This window comes from Paraburkholderia sp. A1BS-2L (assembly GCF_051125205.1).
GTDB lineage: Bacteria > Pseudomonadota > Gammaproteobacteria > Burkholderiales > Burkholderiaceae > Paraburkholderia.
In genome coordinates this window covers 227,721-244,636 of the sequence record NZ_CP120429.1, presented here as the reverse complement: position 1 = coordinate 244,636, position 16,916 = coordinate 227,721, and the positions used below count along the sequence as shown (strand labels likewise).

Annotated in this window: 17 protein-coding genes; 9 read left to right on the top strand and 8 right to left on the bottom strand. The window is 65.9% G+C overall.

Annotated features, from left to right (window positions below):
* The first annotated feature begins 9 nt into the window (after positions 1 to 9).
* From P5W98_RS15880 to pcaC, 4 genes are all read left to right on the top strand, one after another.
* Positions 10 to 669 carry a 3-oxoacid CoA-transferase subunit B gene (locus P5W98_RS15880; RefSeq protein ID WP_421025352.1) on the top strand — a complete coding sequence of 220 codons (660 nt, stop codon included), beginning with the start codon at positions 10 to 12 and terminating at the stop codon, positions 667 to 669.
* Between the two features lie 117 nt (positions 670 to 786).
* On the top strand, positions 787 to 2,166 hold the full coding sequence (locus tag P5W98_RS15875; RefSeq protein WP_421025353.1) for a 3-carboxy-cis,cis-muconate cycloisomerase: 1,380 nt from the start codon (positions 787 to 789) through the stop codon (positions 2,164 to 2,166).
* A 4-nt stretch (positions 2,167 to 2,170) separates the two neighbouring features.
* On the top strand, positions 2,171 to 2,962 hold the full coding sequence (pcaD, locus tag P5W98_RS15870; RefSeq protein WP_421025354.1) for a 3-oxoadipate enol-lactonase: 792 nt from the start codon (positions 2,171 to 2,173) through the stop codon (positions 2,960 to 2,962).
* A complete protein-coding gene (gene pcaC, locus P5W98_RS15865; protein ID WP_421025355.1) occupies positions 2,959 to 3,375 on the top strand; it encodes a 4-carboxymuconolactone decarboxylase in 417 nt (138 codons plus the stop codon). The genes pcaD and pcaC overlap by 4 nt, the downstream gene beginning before the upstream one ends.
* Positions 3,376 to 3,419: 44 nt before the next feature.
* On the opposite strand, the gene P5W98_RS15860 is transcribed toward pcaC, so the two are convergent.
* Positions 3,420 to 3,668 carry a hypothetical protein gene (locus tag P5W98_RS15860; RefSeq protein WP_421025356.1) on the bottom strand — a complete coding sequence of 83 codons (249 nt, stop codon included), beginning with the start codon at positions 3,666 to 3,668 and terminating at the stop codon, positions 3,420 to 3,422.
* A 192-nt stretch (positions 3,669 to 3,860) separates the two neighbouring features.
* Positions 3,861 to 5,189 carry an aspartate aminotransferase family protein gene (locus P5W98_RS15855; RefSeq protein WP_421025357.1) on the bottom strand — a complete coding sequence of 443 codons (1,329 nt, stop codon included), beginning with the start codon at positions 5,187 to 5,189 and terminating at the stop codon, positions 3,861 to 3,863.
* Between the two features lie 196 nt (positions 5,190 to 5,385).
* Between P5W98_RS15855 and P5W98_RS15850 the strand changes: the two genes are divergently transcribed.
* A complete protein-coding gene (locus P5W98_RS15850; RefSeq protein ID WP_421025358.1) occupies positions 5,386 to 6,798 on the top strand; it encodes a PLP-dependent aminotransferase family protein in 1,413 nt (470 codons plus the stop codon).
* Here P5W98_RS15850 and P5W98_RS15845 read toward each other — a convergent pair.
* The 3 genes from P5W98_RS15845 to P5W98_RS15835 all read right to left on the bottom strand — a co-directional run bounded on the left by P5W98_RS15845 (position 6,767) and on the right by P5W98_RS15835 (position 8,862).
* Complete coding sequence (locus P5W98_RS15845) at positions 6,767 to 7,069, bottom strand: hypothetical protein (RefSeq protein WP_421025359.1); 303 nt, start codon at positions 7,067 to 7,069, stop codon at positions 6,767 to 6,769. The two genes, P5W98_RS15850 and P5W98_RS15845, sit on opposite strands and share 32 nt — an antisense overlap.
* Positions 7,070 to 7,124: 55 nt before the next feature.
* Positions 7,125 to 7,742: a LysE family translocator gene (locus P5W98_RS15840; protein WP_421025360.1), complete on the bottom strand. Its 618-nt coding sequence runs from the start codon at positions 7,740 to 7,742 to the stop codon at positions 7,125 to 7,127.
* 241 nt (positions 7,743 to 7,983) lie between these two features.
* Positions 7,984 to 8,862 carry a hypothetical protein gene (locus P5W98_RS15835; RefSeq protein WP_421026995.1) on the bottom strand — a complete coding sequence of 293 codons (879 nt, stop codon included), beginning with the start codon at positions 8,860 to 8,862 and terminating at the stop codon, positions 7,984 to 7,986.
* Positions 8,863 to 9,221: 359 nt separating this feature from the next.
* Here P5W98_RS15835 and P5W98_RS15830 point away from each other — a divergent pair, with 359 nt between their 5' ends.
* Together P5W98_RS15830 and P5W98_RS15825 are read left to right on the top strand one after the other, a co-directional pair.
* Entirely contained in the window at positions 9,222 to 10,298 is a 1,077-nt protein-coding gene (locus P5W98_RS15830; protein ID WP_421025361.1) for a M23 family metallopeptidase, read from the top strand.
* Between the two features lie 124 nt (positions 10,299 to 10,422).
* A complete protein-coding gene (locus tag P5W98_RS15825) occupies positions 10,423 to 10,827 on the top strand; it encodes a DUF302 domain-containing protein (RefSeq protein ID WP_421025362.1) in 405 nt (134 codons plus the stop codon).
* Positions 10,828 to 10,952: 125 nt separating this feature from the next.
* On the opposite strand, the gene P5W98_RS15820 is transcribed toward P5W98_RS15825, so the two are convergent.
* Positions 10,953 to 11,219 carry a hypothetical protein gene (locus P5W98_RS15820; protein ID WP_421025363.1) on the bottom strand — a complete coding sequence of 89 codons (267 nt, stop codon included), beginning with the start codon at positions 11,217 to 11,219 and terminating at the stop codon, positions 10,953 to 10,955.
* Positions 11,220 to 11,656: 437 nt separating this feature from the next.
* Here P5W98_RS15820 and P5W98_RS15815 point away from each other — a divergent pair, with 437 nt between their 5' ends.
* The gene (locus tag P5W98_RS15815; protein ID WP_421026996.1) at positions 11,657 to 13,330 is read left to right on the top strand and encodes a phospholipase C; all 1,674 of its coding nucleotides are present in this window, start codon (positions 11,657 to 11,659) and stop codon (positions 13,328 to 13,330) included.
* Positions 13,331 to 13,442: 112 nt separating this feature from the next.
* Complete coding sequence (locus P5W98_RS15810) at positions 13,443 to 14,891, top strand: cytochrome-c peroxidase (RefSeq protein ID WP_421025364.1); 1,449 nt, start codon at positions 13,443 to 13,445, stop codon at positions 14,889 to 14,891.
* Here P5W98_RS15810 and P5W98_RS15805 read toward each other — a convergent pair.
* Both P5W98_RS15805 and P5W98_RS15800 read right to left on the bottom strand, forming a co-directional pair.
* Positions 14,863 to 16,482: a GGDEF domain-containing protein gene (locus P5W98_RS15805; RefSeq protein WP_421025365.1), complete on the bottom strand. Its 1,620-nt coding sequence runs from the start codon at positions 16,480 to 16,482 to the stop codon at positions 14,863 to 14,865. The genes P5W98_RS15810 and P5W98_RS15805 overlap by 29 nt on opposite strands.
* A gap of 11 nt (positions 16,483 to 16,493) precedes the next feature.
* Positions 16,494 to 16,868: a cupin domain-containing protein gene (locus P5W98_RS15800; protein WP_421025366.1), complete on the bottom strand. Its 375-nt coding sequence runs from the start codon at positions 16,866 to 16,868 to the stop codon at positions 16,494 to 16,496.
* Positions 16,869 to 16,916: the final 48 nt, after the last annotated feature.

Genomic DNA, 16,916 nt, shown 5'->3' with positions numbered 1-16,916 from the left:
AGTCAAGAAATGAAACGGTTGAATCGCGACGAAATGGCTCAACGCGTGGCTCAGGACATTCCTGAGGGCGCTTATGTGAATCTCGGCATTGGCGTGCCGACGCTGGTGGCCAACCACCTCGACCCGAGCAAGGAAATTTTCCTGCACAGCGAAAACGGTCTGCTCGGCATGGGCCCCGCGCCTGCGCCCGGCCAGGAAGACGACGAACTCATCAACGCCGGCAAGCAGCACGTCACGCTGCTTACGGGCGGCGCATTTTTCCATCACGCGGATTCGTTCGCGATGATGCGCGGCGGCCATCTCGACTACTGCGTGCTCGGTGCGTTCCAGGTGTCGGTGAAGGGCGATCTCGCGAACTGGCACACCGGCGCGCCCGATGCCATTCCGGCCGTGGGCGGCGCGATGGACCTCGCGCTCGGCGCGAAGCAAGTGTTCGTCATGATGGAGTTGCTCACGAAGCAGGGTGAAAGCAAGCTCGTGAGCGAATGCTCGTACCCGGTGACGGGCGTGGGCTGCGTGGGCCGCATCTATACGGATCTCGCCGCGTTCGATGTGACGCTCGAAGGCCTCGCGGTGCGCGAGATCTATTCGGATATCGACTTCGATGCACTGCAAAAGCTCGCCGGGGTGCCGTTGATCGACGCGACGCAGAATCGCCGCGCGGCTTAAACTGCTGCAATGCAGTTTATTGCATGAAGCCCCGCGTGGCGCGATGTCCGGCTGCATAGTGGCCAGGCGTCGCGCCATCTGTGTTTGCGCGCATTCCTAATCGATTCATACCGATCCATGATTGAACGCTTGACGAGCCTGATCTGCGGCACCGAGCCGATGAACGCCGTGTGGTCTCCCGCAGCCACGCTGCAGCGCATGCTCGACGTGGAGGCGGCGCTGGCGCGGGCGTCGGCCACGCACGGCGTGATTCCGCGCACTGCCATTGCGGCAATTGTCGCGGCGTGCGAGGCGAACCAGCTCGATGCCGATGCGCTGGCGCGCGACGCCGCCTTGGGCGGCAATCTGGCGATTCCGCTCGTCAAGCAACTGACTGCGCGCGTGAAGGCCGCCGACCCCGAAGCTGCGAAATACGTGCATTGGGGCGCGACGAGCCAGGACATCATCGATACGGCGACCGTGCTGCAATTGCGCGATGCACTCGCGCTGATCGAAACCGGCATCGACGCGACCTGCGCGAAGCTCGCCGATCTGGCGCGCGTGCATCGCGCGACGCCCGCAGTGGGACGCACCTGGCTTCAGCAAGCGCTGCCGATCACGCTCGGCCTGAAGTTCGCGCAATGGCTCGACGCGATGCTGCGTCACCGCGAACGTCTGGCGGCGTTGCGCGAACGCGCGCTCGTGCTGCAATTCGGCGGCGCGGCGGGCACGCTCGCGAGCCTGCGCGAAGCGGCGCCTCAGGTGAGCGCGGAGCTCGCGAGGGAGCTCGGGCTTGCCGCGCCCGCGCTGCCCTGGCATACGCAACGCGACCGCATTGCCGAGGCCGCTTCTTTCTTCGGCATGCTGATCGGCACGCTCGGAAAAATCGCGCGCGACATCTCGCTGCAGATGCAAACCGAGGTCGGCGAACTGGGCGAGCCCGCGGCGGCGGGCAAGGGCGGTTCCTCGACCATGCCGCACAAGCGCAATCCCGTGGGTTGTGCAGCAGTCCTGACGGCTGCCGCGCGCGCGCCGGGTCTTGTCGCCACGGTTTTTTCGGGCATGGTTCAGGAGCACGAACGCGCGCTCGGCGGCTGGCAGGCCGAGTGGGATGCGCTGCCGGATCTTGCGCGTCTCGCGGGCGGTGCGCTCGCGCAGATCGAGCAGATCGCCGGCGGCCTGGAAGTGCGGCCCGAGCGTCTCGCCGCCAACCTGGGCGTCACGCACGGCCTGATTCTAGGCGAGGCGGTGATGCTCGCGCTCGGCGATCACATCGGCCGGCTCGATGCGCACCATCTCGTTGAGCACGCATCGAAAGCGGCGGTGCAAACCGGGCGTACGCTTTACGACGTACTCGCGGCCGACCCCGCCGTTACCCAACATCTGGACCAAGCGCGCCTGAGAGCGCTGCTCGATCCCGCCAATTATGTGGGGCAGGCGCATGCCTTTGTCGATGCGGTGCTCGCGTCGTATGTGCAGCGCGCTTCCCATTCACCATCGCAGATTCATCAGGAGTAACCGCATGCCTCATGCAGCCGTCAACGACACCCAGTTGTTTTACCGCATCGACGGTGCGTGGAACGCCACCGCGCCGTGGCTCGTTCTGTCGAATTCGCTTGGCAGCGACGTGTCGATGTGGACGCCCCAGCTTGCTGCATTTTCGAAGCATTTCCGCGTGCTGCGCTACGATACGCGTGGCCACGGCCATTCGGCGGCGCCGGCGGGCCCGTACACCATCGAGCAACTGACCGGCGACGTGATCGGCCTGCTCGATCACCTCGGTATCGAACGCGCGCATTTCGCTGGCGTTTCGATGGGCGGCCTCACGGGCGTGGGTCTCGGCGCGCGCTTTGGCAATCGCATTGACCGCCTCGCGCTGTGCAACACCGCGGCGAAGATCGGCACGCCCGAAGTGTGGCTGCCGCGCGCGGCGAAGGCACGCAACGAAGGCATGCGCGCGCTCGCCGATGCTGTGTTGCCGCGCTGGTACACGGCCGAATTCATGGCGCGCAATCCGCTCGTGATCGACCAGGCTCGCGACGTGTTCGTGCATACCGACGCGGATGGCTATGCTTCGAACTGCGAAGCGATCAATGCCGCCGATCTGCGTGGCGAGGCGGCGTCGATCAAGGCGCCGACGCTCGTGATCTCGGGCACCCACGACGTGGCCGCCACGCCCGCGCAAGGCCGCGAACTCGCGGAATCGGTGCCGGGCGCGTGTTACGTCGAACTGAACGCGTCGCACATTTCGAACGTCGAACTGGCGGACGAGTTCAACCAGACCGTGCTGGGCTTCCTGCAGGAGTCGAAATGAACGAAGACGAGCGCTACGAAGCGGGGATGAAGGTGCGTCGCGCGGTGCTGGGCGACGCGCACGTCGACCGTTCCATCGCCAACCGCAATGAGGTGACCGAGGAGTTCCAGAAGCTCATCACGCGCTATGCGTGGGGCGAGATCTGGACGCGCGAGGACTTGCCGCGCCACACGCGCAGCCTGCTTACGATCGCCATGATGGTGGCGCTCAATCGCAGCGAGGAGTTGGCGCTTCATCTGCGCGCCGCGAAGAACAATGGCGTGACGCGCGATGAGATCAAGGAGGTCTTGCTGCAGACGGCCATATACTGCGGCGTGCCTGCAGCCAATTCGGCGTTCCATCTCGCCGATCGCATCTTCCGCGAGGAAGACGGAGCGCCCTCCGGCGGAGCGCCCTCCGGCGGCGCGGGCTGATTCCGCATCACGTGGCGCGCAGCATGCGCGCCACACTCATCTCCTCACTCTTCGGCATTGAGTTCGGCCACATACCGCCGCAGGATTGCGAGCACGGCAGCGTCTTCGGCACGGCTCGCTTCATCGCTGGCCGATCCCGCATCGTCCTCTTCGCCCAGCAGTGCGGCCGGCGCGGAGAACGTGTCGATTTCGCGGCCATCGCGGAACACACGGATTTCATGCGTCGATGCGAGATATTCCGCCACCCAGTGGACGCCTTCGATATGCGCGCCCATACGGATCGGTGTCTTCATTGCCCTTCCTCCGGCCGCCGCCCGCGAGCGGCATCGCAGTGTCGATATACAAACGATACGCCGATGCCGCACGCCGTGCGCGTGCGCGTAAAAAAAGCAAACTGAAAGGTCAGGCGAAAAAAACGGCCCGCGAGGGTCATGCCGCGGGCCGTCTGGCTGCACGCATGGTTTGCGCGCGCGAGTTGCCTTTCGTTACTGGACCTTCGCCAGCACTTCGCGCACCGTGCCGAAGAGACGCTCGATCTCTTCTTCGGTGACGATGAGCGGCGGCGAGAACGCGAGGATGTCGCCCGTGAAGCGGATCAGCACGCCCGCCTCGAAGCACTTCACGAACACTTCATAGGCGCGCGCGCCCGGTGCGCCGTCGCGCGAATCGAGTTCGATGCCCGCGACGAGGCCGAGATTGCGGATGTCCTTCACATGCTTCGCATCGCGCAGCGCGTGGGCCGCCGCTTCGAACTTCGGCGCGAGGCTGTGCGCGCGCTCGAAGAGCCCCTCGCGGCGATACAGGTCCTGCGTTGCGATCAGGGATGCGGCGGCGAGCGGGTGCGCCGAATAGGTGTAGCCGTGGAACAGTTCGATTGCGCCAGGCGCGCCGCTGTTCACCACCGTGTCGTGGATCGTGCGGCTCACGGCGACGCCGCCCATCGGCACGGCTGCGTTGTTGATCGCCTTGGCCATCGTGATGATGTCGGGCGTCACGCCGAAATATTCGCTCGCCGTGGCCTTGCCGAGGCGGCCGAAGCCCGTGATGACCTCGTCGAAAATCAGCAGGATGCCGTGCTTGGTGCAGATGTCGCGCAGGCGTTGCAAATAACCTTGCGGAGGAATCAGCACGCCGGTTGAACCCGCCACCGGCTCCACGATGACGGCCGCGATGGTCGAGGCGTCGTGCAGCGCCACGATGCGTTCGAGGTCGTCGGCGAGATGGGCACCCCATGCCGGCTGGCCCTTCGAGAACGCGTTGTGTTCGAGGTCGTGGGTGTGCGGCAGATGATCGACAGCGGGGAGCAACTGGCCCGACCAGGTCTTGCGGTTGCCGCCGATGCCGCCCACCGAAATGCCGCCGAAGCCCACGCCGTGATAGCCGCGCTCCCGGCCGATGAGCTTGGTGCGCTGGCCTTCGCCGCGCGAGCGATGGTAGGCGAGGGCGATCTTGAGCGCCGTGTCGACGGACTCCGAGCCCGAGTTCGTGAAGAAGATGCGGTCGAGCCCGGCAGGCATGATGTCGGCGATCCGGCGCGCGGCTTCGAAGGCAAGCGGGTGGCCCATCTGGAAGGTGGGCGCGTAGTCGAGCGTGCTGGCTTGCTGCGTAATGGCAGCGACGATTTCGTCGCGCGCATGGCCGGCGTTCACGCACCACAGGCCCGCGCTGCCGTCGAGCACCTCGCGGCCGTCGCTCGTGCGGTAGTACATGCCCTTGGCTGATTCGAGCAGGCGCGGCGCGGCCTTGTACTGGCGGTTGGCGGTGAACGGCATCCAGAACGACGACAGGTCGTCGATGACGGGGCGCGAAGTCATTGTTTCCTCCAGTGTCGACCGGCGTTGGCGCGTGTGCGCATGCTCCGGTTCCATGCAACAGGGTTGCGGTTGTGATTTCACAAACTCTAGCCTCCGGATTTGGACGACGGCATATACAGTCTCTATACTGCGCTGATAACCGTGCTGGACAATTTGCCGCAACTGTATTGGTCGGCGTGCGCCACCCCCTTTCCCGATGATCGAACTTGAACTGCAACGCGGCCGCGCCGCTCCCACGCTCGTCGAGCAGATCGTGCACGGTTTTGCTCACGCCATCGAAGCGAATGCACTGCGCTCGGGCGCGCTGCTGCCTTCGGTGCGGCAACTGGCGCAGTCGCATGCGCTTTCCACCTATACGGTGACCGAGGCGTACAACCGGCTCGTCTCGATGGGGCTCGTGGTGGCGCGGCGCGGCTCGGGCTACCGCGTGGCGCCGCGCGAGACCGCGCCGCGCCCGAGCGCGGCGGTCTGGCAGCCGCCCACGCTCACGGCCAACTGGCTGCTCTCGGATGTGTTCGCCGATCATTCCGTGCCGATCAAGGCGGGCTGCGGCTGGATGCCGAGCGAGTGGATCAACGAGACGGGGCTGCATCACGCGCTACGCGCGACGAGCCGCGTGCCGGCGGTGCGGCTGGGCGACTATGGGCACCCATACGGCTTCGCGCCGCTGCGCGAGCGCATTGCCGCGCAACTGGATCGCCAGGGGCTGCCGGTGGAGGTCGGCAACGTGCTGCTCACGCAGGGCGCGACCCAGGGGCTCGATCTGATCGTGCGCACTTTGCTGCGTACGGGCGACGCGGTGCTGGTGGAGGATCCGGGCTACTGCAATTTATTGCAGATTCTCAAGCTCGCAGGGCTCACGGTGCATGGCGTGCCGCGCACGCCGGCCGGGATCGATCTCGAGGTGCTGGAGCAGCAGGTGGCGGCGCATCGACCCAAGGCGATTTTCGTAAACACGACGCTGCAAAATCCTACCGGCGCGACCTACTCAATGGCGAATGCATTCCGCTTGCTGCAGATCGCCGAGCGCGAGCGCATCTGGGTAGTGGAAGACGACGTGAGCCGCGAACTCGCGCCGCCCGGCGCACCGCTGCTGGCGGCAATGGAAGGGTTGCGGCGCGTGGTCTACGTGGGCGGCTTTTCCAAAACGGTGACGCCTTCGCTGCGCTGCGGCTACGTGGTTGCCGAGCGCGACGTGCTGCGCGAGCTGGCGCGCGCGAAGATGGCGGTGGGGCTCACGTCGTCGGAGACGATCGAGCGCATCGTCGACAAGGTGCTGGTCGAAGGGCGTTACGCGCATCACGTCGAGATCGTGAACGAGCGCCTGAAGGTCGCGCATGCAACGCTGGAGGATCGGCTCGACGCGCTGGGGCTGGAATCGTTCTGCCGGCCGCGCGCGGGGCTGTTCATATGGGTGCGCCTGCCGGTGGAGGCCGCGCGCGCCGGCGCGATTGCCACGGCGGCGCTGGCCGACGGCATCTGGCTCGCGCCCGGCTCCTATTTCCGCGCCGATGACGCGGCCAGCGCCTGGTTCCGCTTCAACGCGCCGTATTCGCTCGACGACGCGCTGTGGCGCTTCATCGAGCGGGTGGACCATCACGCGTCGTAAAGCGCCATGCGCCCCACGCAGCACCCAACCCTGGATCGTCCCGAATAGCTCCGGTGGCCGGTCGCGCAGCGTGCGCGCGAGTATCTGCAAGGCCGTGCGCCAACTGCTCGCGCGAACTCGCGTCGGCGCGCTTGATGCGCACGCCGTGCCAGGTGGTCGAGCGATCGACGGCAACCGCCGCGGCGGGCATCGTGCTCGCGTCGCGCGCCTGAGTGGTGGCGGCAAAATCGTTGAAGCGATACGGCCCGGGCACGCGCAACCAGACGAACATGCACGTGGGGTCGCTGTTGAGCAGTTCCTGCAGCCGCGTTCAGCGCCAGACCGCCTCAGCGCTGCAGCAGGTGCGCGAACAGCGGATACATCGAAGCGACGAGCGCCAGCGCCATGGCGATATTGAACAGGCGCAGGCGGCGTGAGTCGCCGAGAAAGCGGCGCATGCCGGTGCCGAAGGCGGCCCACACGCAAATGCAGGGCAGGCCGATTACATAGAACAGCGCGGCCATCACGACGGTGTTGACGCCGAAGTCCGCCGAGAGGCGGATCGTGGTGGCGGCAGTGAGCACCATCATCCACGCCTTCGGGTTGATCCACTGGAACGCGATGGCTTCGTGAAAGCGCATGGGGCGGCGTTCGCCGCCCCTTTCCTTGAGCATGCCCGAGGTGCCGATCTTCCATGCGAGCCACAGCAGATAGGCGACGCTCGCGGCTTCGAGCGCCGTGTAAAGCCAGGGCACGTGACGGAAGATTTCGCCGAGGCCGAATCCCACTGACAGCATCAGTACGACGACGCCCGCGCTGATGCCTAGAATGTGCGGCACCGTGCGCTTGAAGCCGAAGTTGACGCCGGAGGCGAGCAGCATGGTGTTGTTGGGGCCGGGCGTGATGGTTGTGACCACCACGAAGAGCATGCCGGCGGGCAAGGCGCTGAGCATTTCGGGCAGCATGGTGCGATGGCTCCAGGGGCAGGGCGGCGACCGCTGATCGTTGTCAGCGATCGCCGCAATTGACTGGCAGCCAGTTTAGCGGGGGCAATCGGTACAGTACCGATACAGATGCGCGCACGAAAACCGGTACGGAACGCCCTGATAACCCGCCGACACGCTCCTGACGGCGGCGCGATCGTGTCCGGCCGCGTGAACGGCGATGTCCCCATGGCGCCGCCGCGCCGGCGGACGACCTGGCAGACTACTGGGCCGTTTGCTGACGCAGATATTCGTCGTGCTTCATTTGCATATAGTCGGCGCGGCTGACCTCGTGCAATTGCCGCGGATACTGCTCCGTCGCGTCGAACCAGTCAGCGAGCCGTTTGTCGAGCCGGGCGTTGGATGGGCTGGAGAGCGCGCCAAGATAAGCCTCGATGGCGAGGTAATAGCGCATGGTATTGCGCTCCACCAGGCCGCGCATCCCCCCGATGTATCGCGGCTCGTTCGTCGATGGATCGCTGGTGGAGGAGAATCCAACCTTGTCGCTCGCGATCGTCCCCAGATAGGCTTTCATCGCGATCCGTCCCGCCGTGCCATAACCGTAGGCGTAGGTCAGATGGATAAAGGTACGGCTATTGTCCACGGGTATCGCCTCGAGCACGATCCGGTAATCTTTCGTGCCAAATGGCCCCGTGGCGGCGGTGAGTTCCACGCGAAAATAATCTGTCGTGCTGACTACCGGGCGATAGTCGAATTGCACCCGGTAGGACGAGGAAAGCGATTCCGCGGTTTTCTTGCCGATATTCACGGCCAGAACCGTACCGTTGGCGCCGGTCGACGCGTGGCAGTACTTGGTGTTCAGGTGCAGGATCAATACGTCGCACCAGTTGGCGGGGCCTTGAGCCGGGTCGTTGAGCGTGCCGTCGACCGTCGTGAAAGGATAATTGACCACGCCGTAAATCTCGCCGTTGAGTGCTGACGGCAACTCCTTGGATTCGAGGTACAAGGGCCGCTGAAACGGGTTGTGTGCGAGTTGTTGCGTCAGGCTCCGATATTTGCTGCGCAGGCTCGCGGCGCGGCCATCTGCCTCGGCGAAGGCGCTCTGACACAGAAAGCAGATCACCACCGTCATCACGATCATCCACCACGGTCGGATTCGCCGGTTGTCCGCTGAAAGTTGGGCGCGCTTGTTCATGGCCCCCATCCTACCTCGACCGGGGTTCCGGCGCGCCGAACGCGGGGCCGGCCGGGTCGAACCGCGCGCCATGCAATGAACCGGGTTCGAGTCGTCTACAGCGTGCAATTGCCATCGAATTACTGCGAACCATCCGTTAAAAATGGGGAATTGATACTATTTGTTATTTTTAAGATTCGTTTAAGAAATCTGTCATACGCTCGCCCACTCGCCCATCGGTGCTGCAATGGCGCCGATGTCGTTGCGAAAGCGGCGCGTCGCGCGCGGCTTTCCGCCAGCCATCCGTACTCAGTTTGTTTCCGTAGATGTCCAAATTCGTATCGACGACGCCGCAGGGAGTCGCGGGCAAAGCGATGCTCGTGGCTGCGCTCAGCACCGCGTGCACGGCGTGGCTGTCGCATCAGTTGCCCCGGCCGGCCGCCGAGGTTTCGCTGCACGCGTCGGACGAAATCCCCGATCGCGCCGAGCGCGAACCGGCCCCGACCCTGGCCCCGGCCGCCGCCGCGCCGGTGTTTGTCGGCCCGCCGGTTCCCGCTTTCCGTGTCGCATCCGCCGAGGTTACGCAGAACTTCGCGGCGACGGCGGACCAGTTGGGCGTCGGCGCTGCCGTGGCCGCGCGGCTCGCCCACGCGCTCTCGGGGCAACTCGATGTCGAACACGATCTGAAGCCGGGCAGCGAGATGCGCCTCGTGTTCCGCAACGGCGCGGCGAACGCCGTGCACACATTCACCGAAGCCGCGCCGGCCGCCGGCCCCGCGACCCAGGGCGCGGCGGCCGACTCCGCCGCGCAGGACGACCGGCCTGTTGCTGTGCGCATTGCCAGCGGCCACGACGCGCACGATGTGTTCCTCTATCGCAAGCTGGACGGCAAGGCGTTCTACTACAACGCCGACGGCCAGCCGGCGTCGCCGACCTTCCTGCGCTACCCGGTTGAGTACACACGCATCTCGTCGGACTTTTCGCCGGATCGGCTCGATCCTGTCACGCACCGTTGGGCGCCGCACGAAGGCGTCGATTTCGCTGCGCCCATGGGCACGCCCGTGCATGCGACTGCGCAGGGCACCGTGACGTTCGTGGGCTGGCAGACCGGCTATGGCCGCGTTATCCAGATCAAGAATTTCGGCGATTTTTCGACGACCTTCGCGCATCTCTCGCGCTTCGCGAAAGCGTTGCGCGTGGGCAGCGAAATCCGCCAGGGCCAGGTGATCGGGTACGTGGGCAGGACGGGCTGGGCGACCGGTCCGCATCTGCACTATGAGGTCCACGTGGCCGACGTGCCGCAAGACCCGCTCACGGTCGATCTGCCGACCCGCACGGCTTTGAACGGCGAAGACATGGTGCACTTCGCGCAGCAGGTCCAGAAACTGACGCCGATGCTGTGAGCGCCCCGGGGCGGCCCTGGCGGGCCGCGTTCATGCTGGGCCCGGAGCGTGCGTCTTATGGGCTACAGTTCGAGCTCAAGCCGAGTTAAAACCGACACGCGGTTTCGTTCCCCGGAGTCTCGCCATGACCGAACATGGGCAGCATCCCTCATCCGTTCTGACTTACACGAGCGCGCACGATTTCGACACCACGATCGCACGCCTCAAGGCGGTGCTCGAGCGCGCAGGCGCCAGAGTGTTCGCCGATGTGGACCAGCGCGAGGCCGCGGTGCTCGCGGGGCTCGAGTTGCGTCGAACGCGGCTCCTCATGTTCGGCAACCCGACGGCGGGCACGCCGGTTATGCTGGCCAATCCGCACACGGCGCTCGAATTGCCGCTGCGGCTCGTGGTTTGGGAGGACGACGAAGGCCGCGTGCAGGTCGACTATCGCGACGTCGCGCAAACCCTCGGCCCGCTCTACGGCATCGCGCCCGAACTGCTTGTGCCGCTGCAGCGCGTGGCGGAACTGCTGCGGGCCACGGTGCAGTGAAGCGCGCCGCGCGGGCGCGTGCAGGAAAAGCCGGCACCCCAGCAGCGGCGGCGCTAACCGATATTCGAAGGCGCAGCCGCAGGGCGGCTCGGGCGGCACGCGCGCCGGCTGCGCGTCAGCACGGCTCAATGGCCGGAAAATAGATCGCACTCCGAACGGGTCAAGCAGGCTTTACCGGTGGGATGGCCGGCGGCGCTGTGCGTGTCGGGCGTGCCGCCGTACGACATGTCGGTGGCGGCCTGTGCCGAAGCATCCGCGTCACGGATCATCATTTGATGCGCGCGCTGCTGCGAGGTGGGCTCGTCGTTCGTCTGCGCCGTGGCAGGCGCGCCAGCCGCGAGGGCCGCAAGGGCGGTCAAGCAGGCGGCGATCGACGCCAAACGGATCTTCATCTCCACACTCCTTCCTGAACGCGATGTCAGGACGGCCCGGCGCGCACACGGCGCTGCGCCATGCGCGCTTCGAGCATAAGCCGGGATGCCGGCGCTGGGACCGGGCTGCCGGACGTGTTATCGAACCTGTCATCGACGGGAACAGGTCCTGACTGCCTTGCTCGGCAGGCAAGCCTCCGCGGGCTCGGGAGGCGGCGCAGCGTGGCGCGGCGCAACAAGGAGGAGAAGGCGGGCGCGCAGAGAACATCCGCGCTGCACTTTCTGTTATAGCTCGCGCGCGAAAGAGTGCAACGGCAGCGGCGATGCTTTCAGTATCGAAATGAAACGAAAGCTTGAAGAAATGAGATGGTCGTTTTGGGGTCATGTTCGGGTGGTGTAATGCGCACGCCGAAGCAAACTCAATTCAGAATTCGATGGAGCCCCACACCATGGATCGCATGTACCGCCGGGCATTACTCGCCGCGCCGTGCGTTGGACTTGCCGCCACCCTGTTCGCCTGCGGCAGCAGCAATTCGTCGAACTCGCCGGCCGTGTCCGCGCAGGACGCGCTCGCGACGGCCACGCCGATCAAGCACCTCGTAGTGATCTACGGCGAAAACGTTTCGTTCGACCACTATTTTGCGACCTATCCGAGCGCCACGAATCCGGCGGGCGAACCGGCTTTCACGGCTGCCGCGGGCACGCCGGCAGTCAACAGCCTCACGGGCGCGCTGCTTACGGCTAACCCCAACTTCACGAACACCGCCAACGGCGCGGACGCCGCGAACCCGTTCCGCCTCGACCGCACCCAGGCGGCCACCGCCGACCAGAACCATGCCTACACGGCCGAGCAGCAAGCCGCCGACAACGGCGCGCTCGACCTGTTCCCGAAGTACACCGGCCACGCCACGAGCGGCGGCGCGGGCGCGTTCGGCACGAAGGGCCAGGTGATGGGCTACTTCGACGGCAACACGGTCACGGCGCTATGGAACTATGCGCAGAAGTTCGCGATGAGCGACAACGCGTGGACCACGACGTATGGCCCGTCCACGCCCGGCGCGCTCGAAGTGGTGGCGGGCCAGACCAACGGGTTCCAGATCGTGGTCTCGTCGAAGCAGCCGGCCACGGCAACTACTTCGTCCTACTACATTAACGACGGCGCGGGCGGGCTCACCATGATCAACGACGTCGACCCCGGCTACGACGTGTGCTCCAGCACCACCGACACGGGCATGATCAACGCGAAGAACATCGGTGATCTGCTGAACGCGAAGCAGATCACCTGGGGCGGCTTCATGGGCGGCTTCAATCTGCAGACGGCCAACCCGAACGGCACTACGGGCTGCAAGCGCAGCACGGTCGCAACCGCCGTGAATGCCGCCACGGCCGACTACATTCCGCACCACAACTGGTTCCAATACTTCAAATCGACCTCGAACCCGCAGCACACGCGCCCGAGCTCGACGGCCGCGATCGGCTCGAGCCTGGAAACGGACGGCAAGACGGCCGAGCCTGCGAACCACCAGTACGACACCGACGACTTCTTCGCCGCCGTGAAAGCCGGCAACTATCCGTCGGTGAGCTTCCTGAAGGCACCGGCCGCACAGGACGCGCACGCGGGCTACTCGGACCCGCTCGACGAGCAGCAGTTCGTCACGAAGGTCGTGAACTTTCTGATGCAGCAGCCCGACTGGCAGAACACCGCCGTGGTCGTGACCTATGACGACTCGGATGGCTGGTACGACCATCAATACATGCCGCCGGTGCATTCGTCGATGGCCTCGGCCGACCAGCTCAACGGCAATGGCGTGTGCGGCAGCGGGACCCAGCCCACGGGCGTCGCGGGCGCGCCGGTCAATGGCCGCTGCGGCCCTGGCACGCGCATTCCGTTCGTGGTGATTTCGCCGTGGGCAAAGGCGAACTACGTGGATCACACCTTCATCGACCAGGCCTCGGTGGTGCGCTTCATCGAAGACAACTGGCTGGGCGGCGCGCGTCTTGGCGGCGGATCGTTCGATGCCGTGGCGGGCGACATGCGCGGCATGTTCGATTTCGCGGGCAAGGGCATCCTGCCGGTTCTGTATCTCGACGGCACGCAAGGCACGCAATTGAGCGCCGCGCCGGCGATGTAACCGGCGCTCGAAGTCCGCAAGGGCGTGCGCAGCGCGCCCTGACGCCGTGTGGCGCATCCTCGCGATCGCCCACGGCTTTTTGGTTTTCTGGTTCCGTAAGGAACAAGGCAATATGTCCGAGTTTTCGTCGTCTGCTTCTTCGTCTGCTTCTTCCGCATCGTCGTCGGCCAGCGTCAAGGCGAAGCCCGCGCGCCGTGGGCTCACACTACCGCGCGCCGCTGCCGCTTTAGCGGTTGCCGCACTCGGCTTCGGTGCTTACGCCGTCGTCTTTCCCGCCAATGTGCCCGCGCCCGTGGGCGTCATCGTCGAGAACCTCACCGGCGCCAATCCGCATCCGGTCGTGTTGCAGCGTCCGCCCGTGGCGCCGCTTTCGGCCATGGCGCAGCTCGGCAAGCAGCTCTTTTTCGATCCGGCGCTGTCGGCCTCGGGCAAACAGTCGTGCGCCTCGTGCCACAGTCCCGCGCATGCCTATGGCCCGCCCAACGGGCTCGACGTGCAGCAAGGCGGACTCGCGATGACGCAGCAGGGCTATCGTCCGCCCCCGTCGCTCATGTATCTGTATCGCCAGCCGAATTTCAGCATCGGGCCCGATGCGGGCGAAAGCGACGATGCGCCCACGGTCGCCGAGCAGGCCGCGGCCGCCGCGGGCGTGGTCAAGTCGCAAAAGACCGCGGGCGGTCCGTCGACCTCCACGGAGAAGGTGCCGCAAGGCGGCCTGTTCTGGGACGGCCGCGCCGATACGCTGCAACAACAGGCCTACGGCCCGCTGCTCAACCCTGTGGAAATGGGGAACACGAGCGTCGATCAGGTGGCCGGAAAACTCGATCAGGCGCCATACGCGAAGCGCTTCACGGAATTATTCGGACCACGAATTTTCAGCAACGGCAAGCTGCTGGTTTCCGAAGCGATGTTCGCGATCTCGCGCTACCAGGTGGAGGATCCGTCGTTCCATCCGTACAACAGCAAGTACGACCGTTGGCTCGAAGGACGCGCGCGTCTCACACGCGCCGAACTGCGCGGTCTGCGCCTCTTCAACGATCCGGGCCGGGCGAACTGCGCGGGCTGCCACCTCTCGAAGCCGGGCAGGGATGGCCTGCCGCCGATGTTCACCGACTACCAGTACGAGGCGCTCGGCGTGCCGCGCAACCGCAAGCTTGCGCAGAACCGCGATCCGCGCTTTTACGATCTGGGCGTGTGCGGGCCGTTCCGTGCGGATTTGCGAGACCAGACGCAGTACTGCGGGATGTTCCTCACGCCCACGTTGCGTAATGCGGCCACGCGCACGGTGTTCTTCCACAACGGCATCTATCACGACCTCGACCACGTCATGGCGTTCTACAACGAGCGCAACACCGACCCGGGCAAGTTCTATCCGCGCGATGCGAAGGGCAAGATCGACAAATACGACGATATCCCGCCGCAATACCGAAACAATGTGGACGTGACCGACGCGCCATTCGACCGCAAGTTCGGCGACAAGCCCGCGATGTCCGGCGATGAGATCCGCGACATCGTCGCGTTCCTGAAGACCCTCAACGACGATCCGCTGCCGTCGAACTAGCCGGGCCGACAGGGGCCGCCCGCGGCGCGCCGTCGTCGGCCAGCGCGTGGCGCGGATCGGGCGGCGGCCCGTCGAAGGCCTTCGCCTTGACCTGATTGCGGCCGGCCTGCTTCGCCGCGTATAGCTCCTCGTCGGCGGCGCGCAGCAGTGCATGCGCGCCGGTGCCTTCGCGCGGCATGCAGGTTGCGCAGCCCACGCTCACCGTGACCGAGCCGTGTTCGCTGTGCCCGTGCGCGATGCCGAGGCGCTGCACGTTCGCGCGGATCTGCTCCGCGATATGCAGCGCACCATCGGGCGGCGTGTTTGCGAGCACCACCGCGAATTCTTCGCCGCCGTAGCGCGCCACCATGTCTGTCGTGCGATGCACGGCGGCCTGGATCGCGTGCGCCACGGCAGCGAGCACTTCGTCGCCCACGGCATGCCCATAGAAGTCGTTGAAGAGCTTGAAGCGGTCGATGTCGATGAACAGCACCGAAAGCGGCTCGTTTGCGCGGCGCGCGCGGTTCCATTCGTTGACGATATGCAGGTCGAGCGCGCGGCGGTTCGCGAGGCCCGTGAGTGCGTCCGTGACCGATAGCCGTTCGAGCTCCGACTCGGCGCGCAGGCGTGCGCGCAGCCCGAACGCGAGCAGCCATGAGGACAGCGCGACCACCGCGCCGAACACGAGCGACATCGGCCTGTAGATCGACACGCGCTCGTGCCAGGCCGCGAGCGCGTCGTCGAGCGCGGGCGCCACGGCCACGATCAGTGAGGTGTGCGGTACGCGCCGCCAGGTGTGGATGCGCGCCGTGCCGTCCTCGTCGTCGCGCGCGACGAAGGTGCCCGCACTCGATTTGAGCATCGGCGCGATTTGCCGCTGCGAGGCGAAGTTCATGCCCACGTCGTAGTCGGAGAACGGCTTGCGGGCGAGCAGCGTGCCGTCATCGAGCATGATGAAGAGGGCGCCGCGACTGCCCACGTCGATGCGCTCGAACAAGCGCTGAAAATACGCGAGCCGCAACGTGAGCAGTACCACGCCGCCGAACGCGCCGTCGTAGGTGCTCACGCGGCGCGAGAGGCCGATTGCGTACTGGCCTGCGTTCACGCGCGAGCGGAATGGATCGGAGATGTACATGCCCACCGAGGGGCTGCGCTCCTGGGCGCGGAAATAGTCGCGGTCGGCGAGATCCACGTTCGGGTAGTCGGCGCCGTCCAGCGATTCGACGATCTTGCCGCCGGCGTCGATATAGAGCGCGCCGTCGAGATAGGCCGCGCCCGCCACCCGGCTGAACATGAGCTGGCGGCGCAGGTCGCGCGGCAGCGCAGCCGCGCGCGGGTCGCGAATCGATTCGAGTGCTTCGGTCAGGATCAGGTCGTAGACGCCGAAACTCTCTTCGAGATGCGCGGACATCAGCGAGACGAGCGTTTCCGAGGTTTGCCGCGCGTGCGCGAGCGCCTGCTCGCGCTGCTGCGCGAAGCCCGCGAGCGCAAGCGCGACGATGGCGATGCCCACGAGCGTGCCCGCACACCCAGGCACGAACGGATGGCGCACGATCCAGCGGAACGGCGCAGCGCAGGCGTCGCGCACGGCACGCGTAAAGCGGAGGTGCAACGGTCTGGACGTTATGGGTGGACTGATGGGGCGCTCGCGGGTTTGCCGTCGCTCGCGGGATGAGCGAGATGAATCGTGACGATGACCGAGGCGTCGTCAAGCGCTTCGAGCGCATGCGGCTCGCCCGCGCCGAGCAGCAGCATCTGACCCGCCTGTATCGCGCGCGGCTCGCCACGCACGAAAAAGCGGACTACCCCCTCGACGCACAGCACCGTGATCTCGCCGGGCACGCTGTGTTCGGGCAAGCGTTTGCCGGCTGGCAGCACGAGACGGATCACCTCGAGCTGCGCCGCGCGGATCAGCGTGGTCGACTTCGCGTCCTTGAGCGCGCCGCCGAGCGCACGCACGTCGAAGACTTCGCCAGGCTTGGCGTGAGCAAGGGCCATGATGTCTCCAGGCAAGAGTGTGGGGGAACGCGCGGAGCGTGCAGGCGG

Bases quoted from the DNA above. Each gene is read 5' to 3' on its own strand.
- P5W98_RS15880 (WP_421025352.1), top strand. From the start codon at position 10: ATGAAACGGTTGAATCGCGACGAAATGGCTCAACGCGTGGCTCAGGAC.
- P5W98_RS15875 (WP_421025353.1), top strand. From the start codon at position 787: ATGATTGAACGCTTGACGAGCCTGATCTGCGGCACCGAGCCGATGAAC.
- pcaD (WP_421025354.1), top strand. From the start codon at position 2,171: ATGCCTCATGCAGCCGTCAACGACACCCAGTTGTTTTACCGCATCGAC.
- pcaC (WP_421025355.1), top strand. From the start codon at position 2,959: ATGAACGAAGACGAGCGCTACGAAGCGGGGATGAAGGTGCGTCGCGCG.
- P5W98_RS15860 (WP_421025356.1), bottom strand. From the start codon at position 3,668: ATGAAGACACCGATCCGTATGGGCGCGCATATCGAAGGCGTCCACTGG.
- P5W98_RS15855 (WP_421025357.1), bottom strand. From the start codon at position 5,189: ATGACTTCGCGCCCCGTCATCGACGACCTGTCGTCGTTCTGGATGCCG.
- P5W98_RS15850 (WP_421025358.1), top strand. From the start codon at position 5,386: ATGATCGAACTTGAACTGCAACGCGGCCGCGCCGCTCCCACGCTCGTC.
- P5W98_RS15845 (WP_421025359.1), bottom strand. From the start codon at position 7,069: ATGTTCGTCTGGTTGCGCGTGCCCGGGCCGTATCGCTTCAACGATTTT.
- P5W98_RS15840 (WP_421025360.1), bottom strand. From the start codon at position 7,742: ATGCTGCCCGAAATGCTCAGCGCCTTGCCCGCCGGCATGCTCTTCGTG.
- P5W98_RS15835 (WP_421026995.1), bottom strand. From the start codon at position 8,862: ATGATCGTGATGACGGTGGTGATCTGCTTTCTGTGTCAGAGCGCCTTC.
- P5W98_RS15830 (WP_421025361.1), top strand. From the start codon at position 9,222: ATGTCCAAATTCGTATCGACGACGCCGCAGGGAGTCGCGGGCAAAGCG.
- P5W98_RS15825 (WP_421025362.1), top strand. From the start codon at position 10,423: ATGACCGAACATGGGCAGCATCCCTCATCCGTTCTGACTTACACGAGC.
- P5W98_RS15820 (WP_421025363.1), bottom strand. From the start codon at position 11,219: ATGAAGATCCGTTTGGCGTCGATCGCCGCCTGCTTGACCGCCCTTGCG.
- P5W98_RS15815 (WP_421026996.1), top strand. From the start codon at position 11,657: ATGTACCGCCGGGCATTACTCGCCGCGCCGTGCGTTGGACTTGCCGCC.
- P5W98_RS15810 (WP_421025364.1), top strand. From the start codon at position 13,443: ATGTCCGAGTTTTCGTCGTCTGCTTCTTCGTCTGCTTCTTCCGCATCG.
- P5W98_RS15800 (WP_421025366.1), bottom strand. From the start codon at position 16,868: ATGGCCCTTGCTCACGCCAAGCCTGGCGAAGTCTTCGACGTGCGTGCG.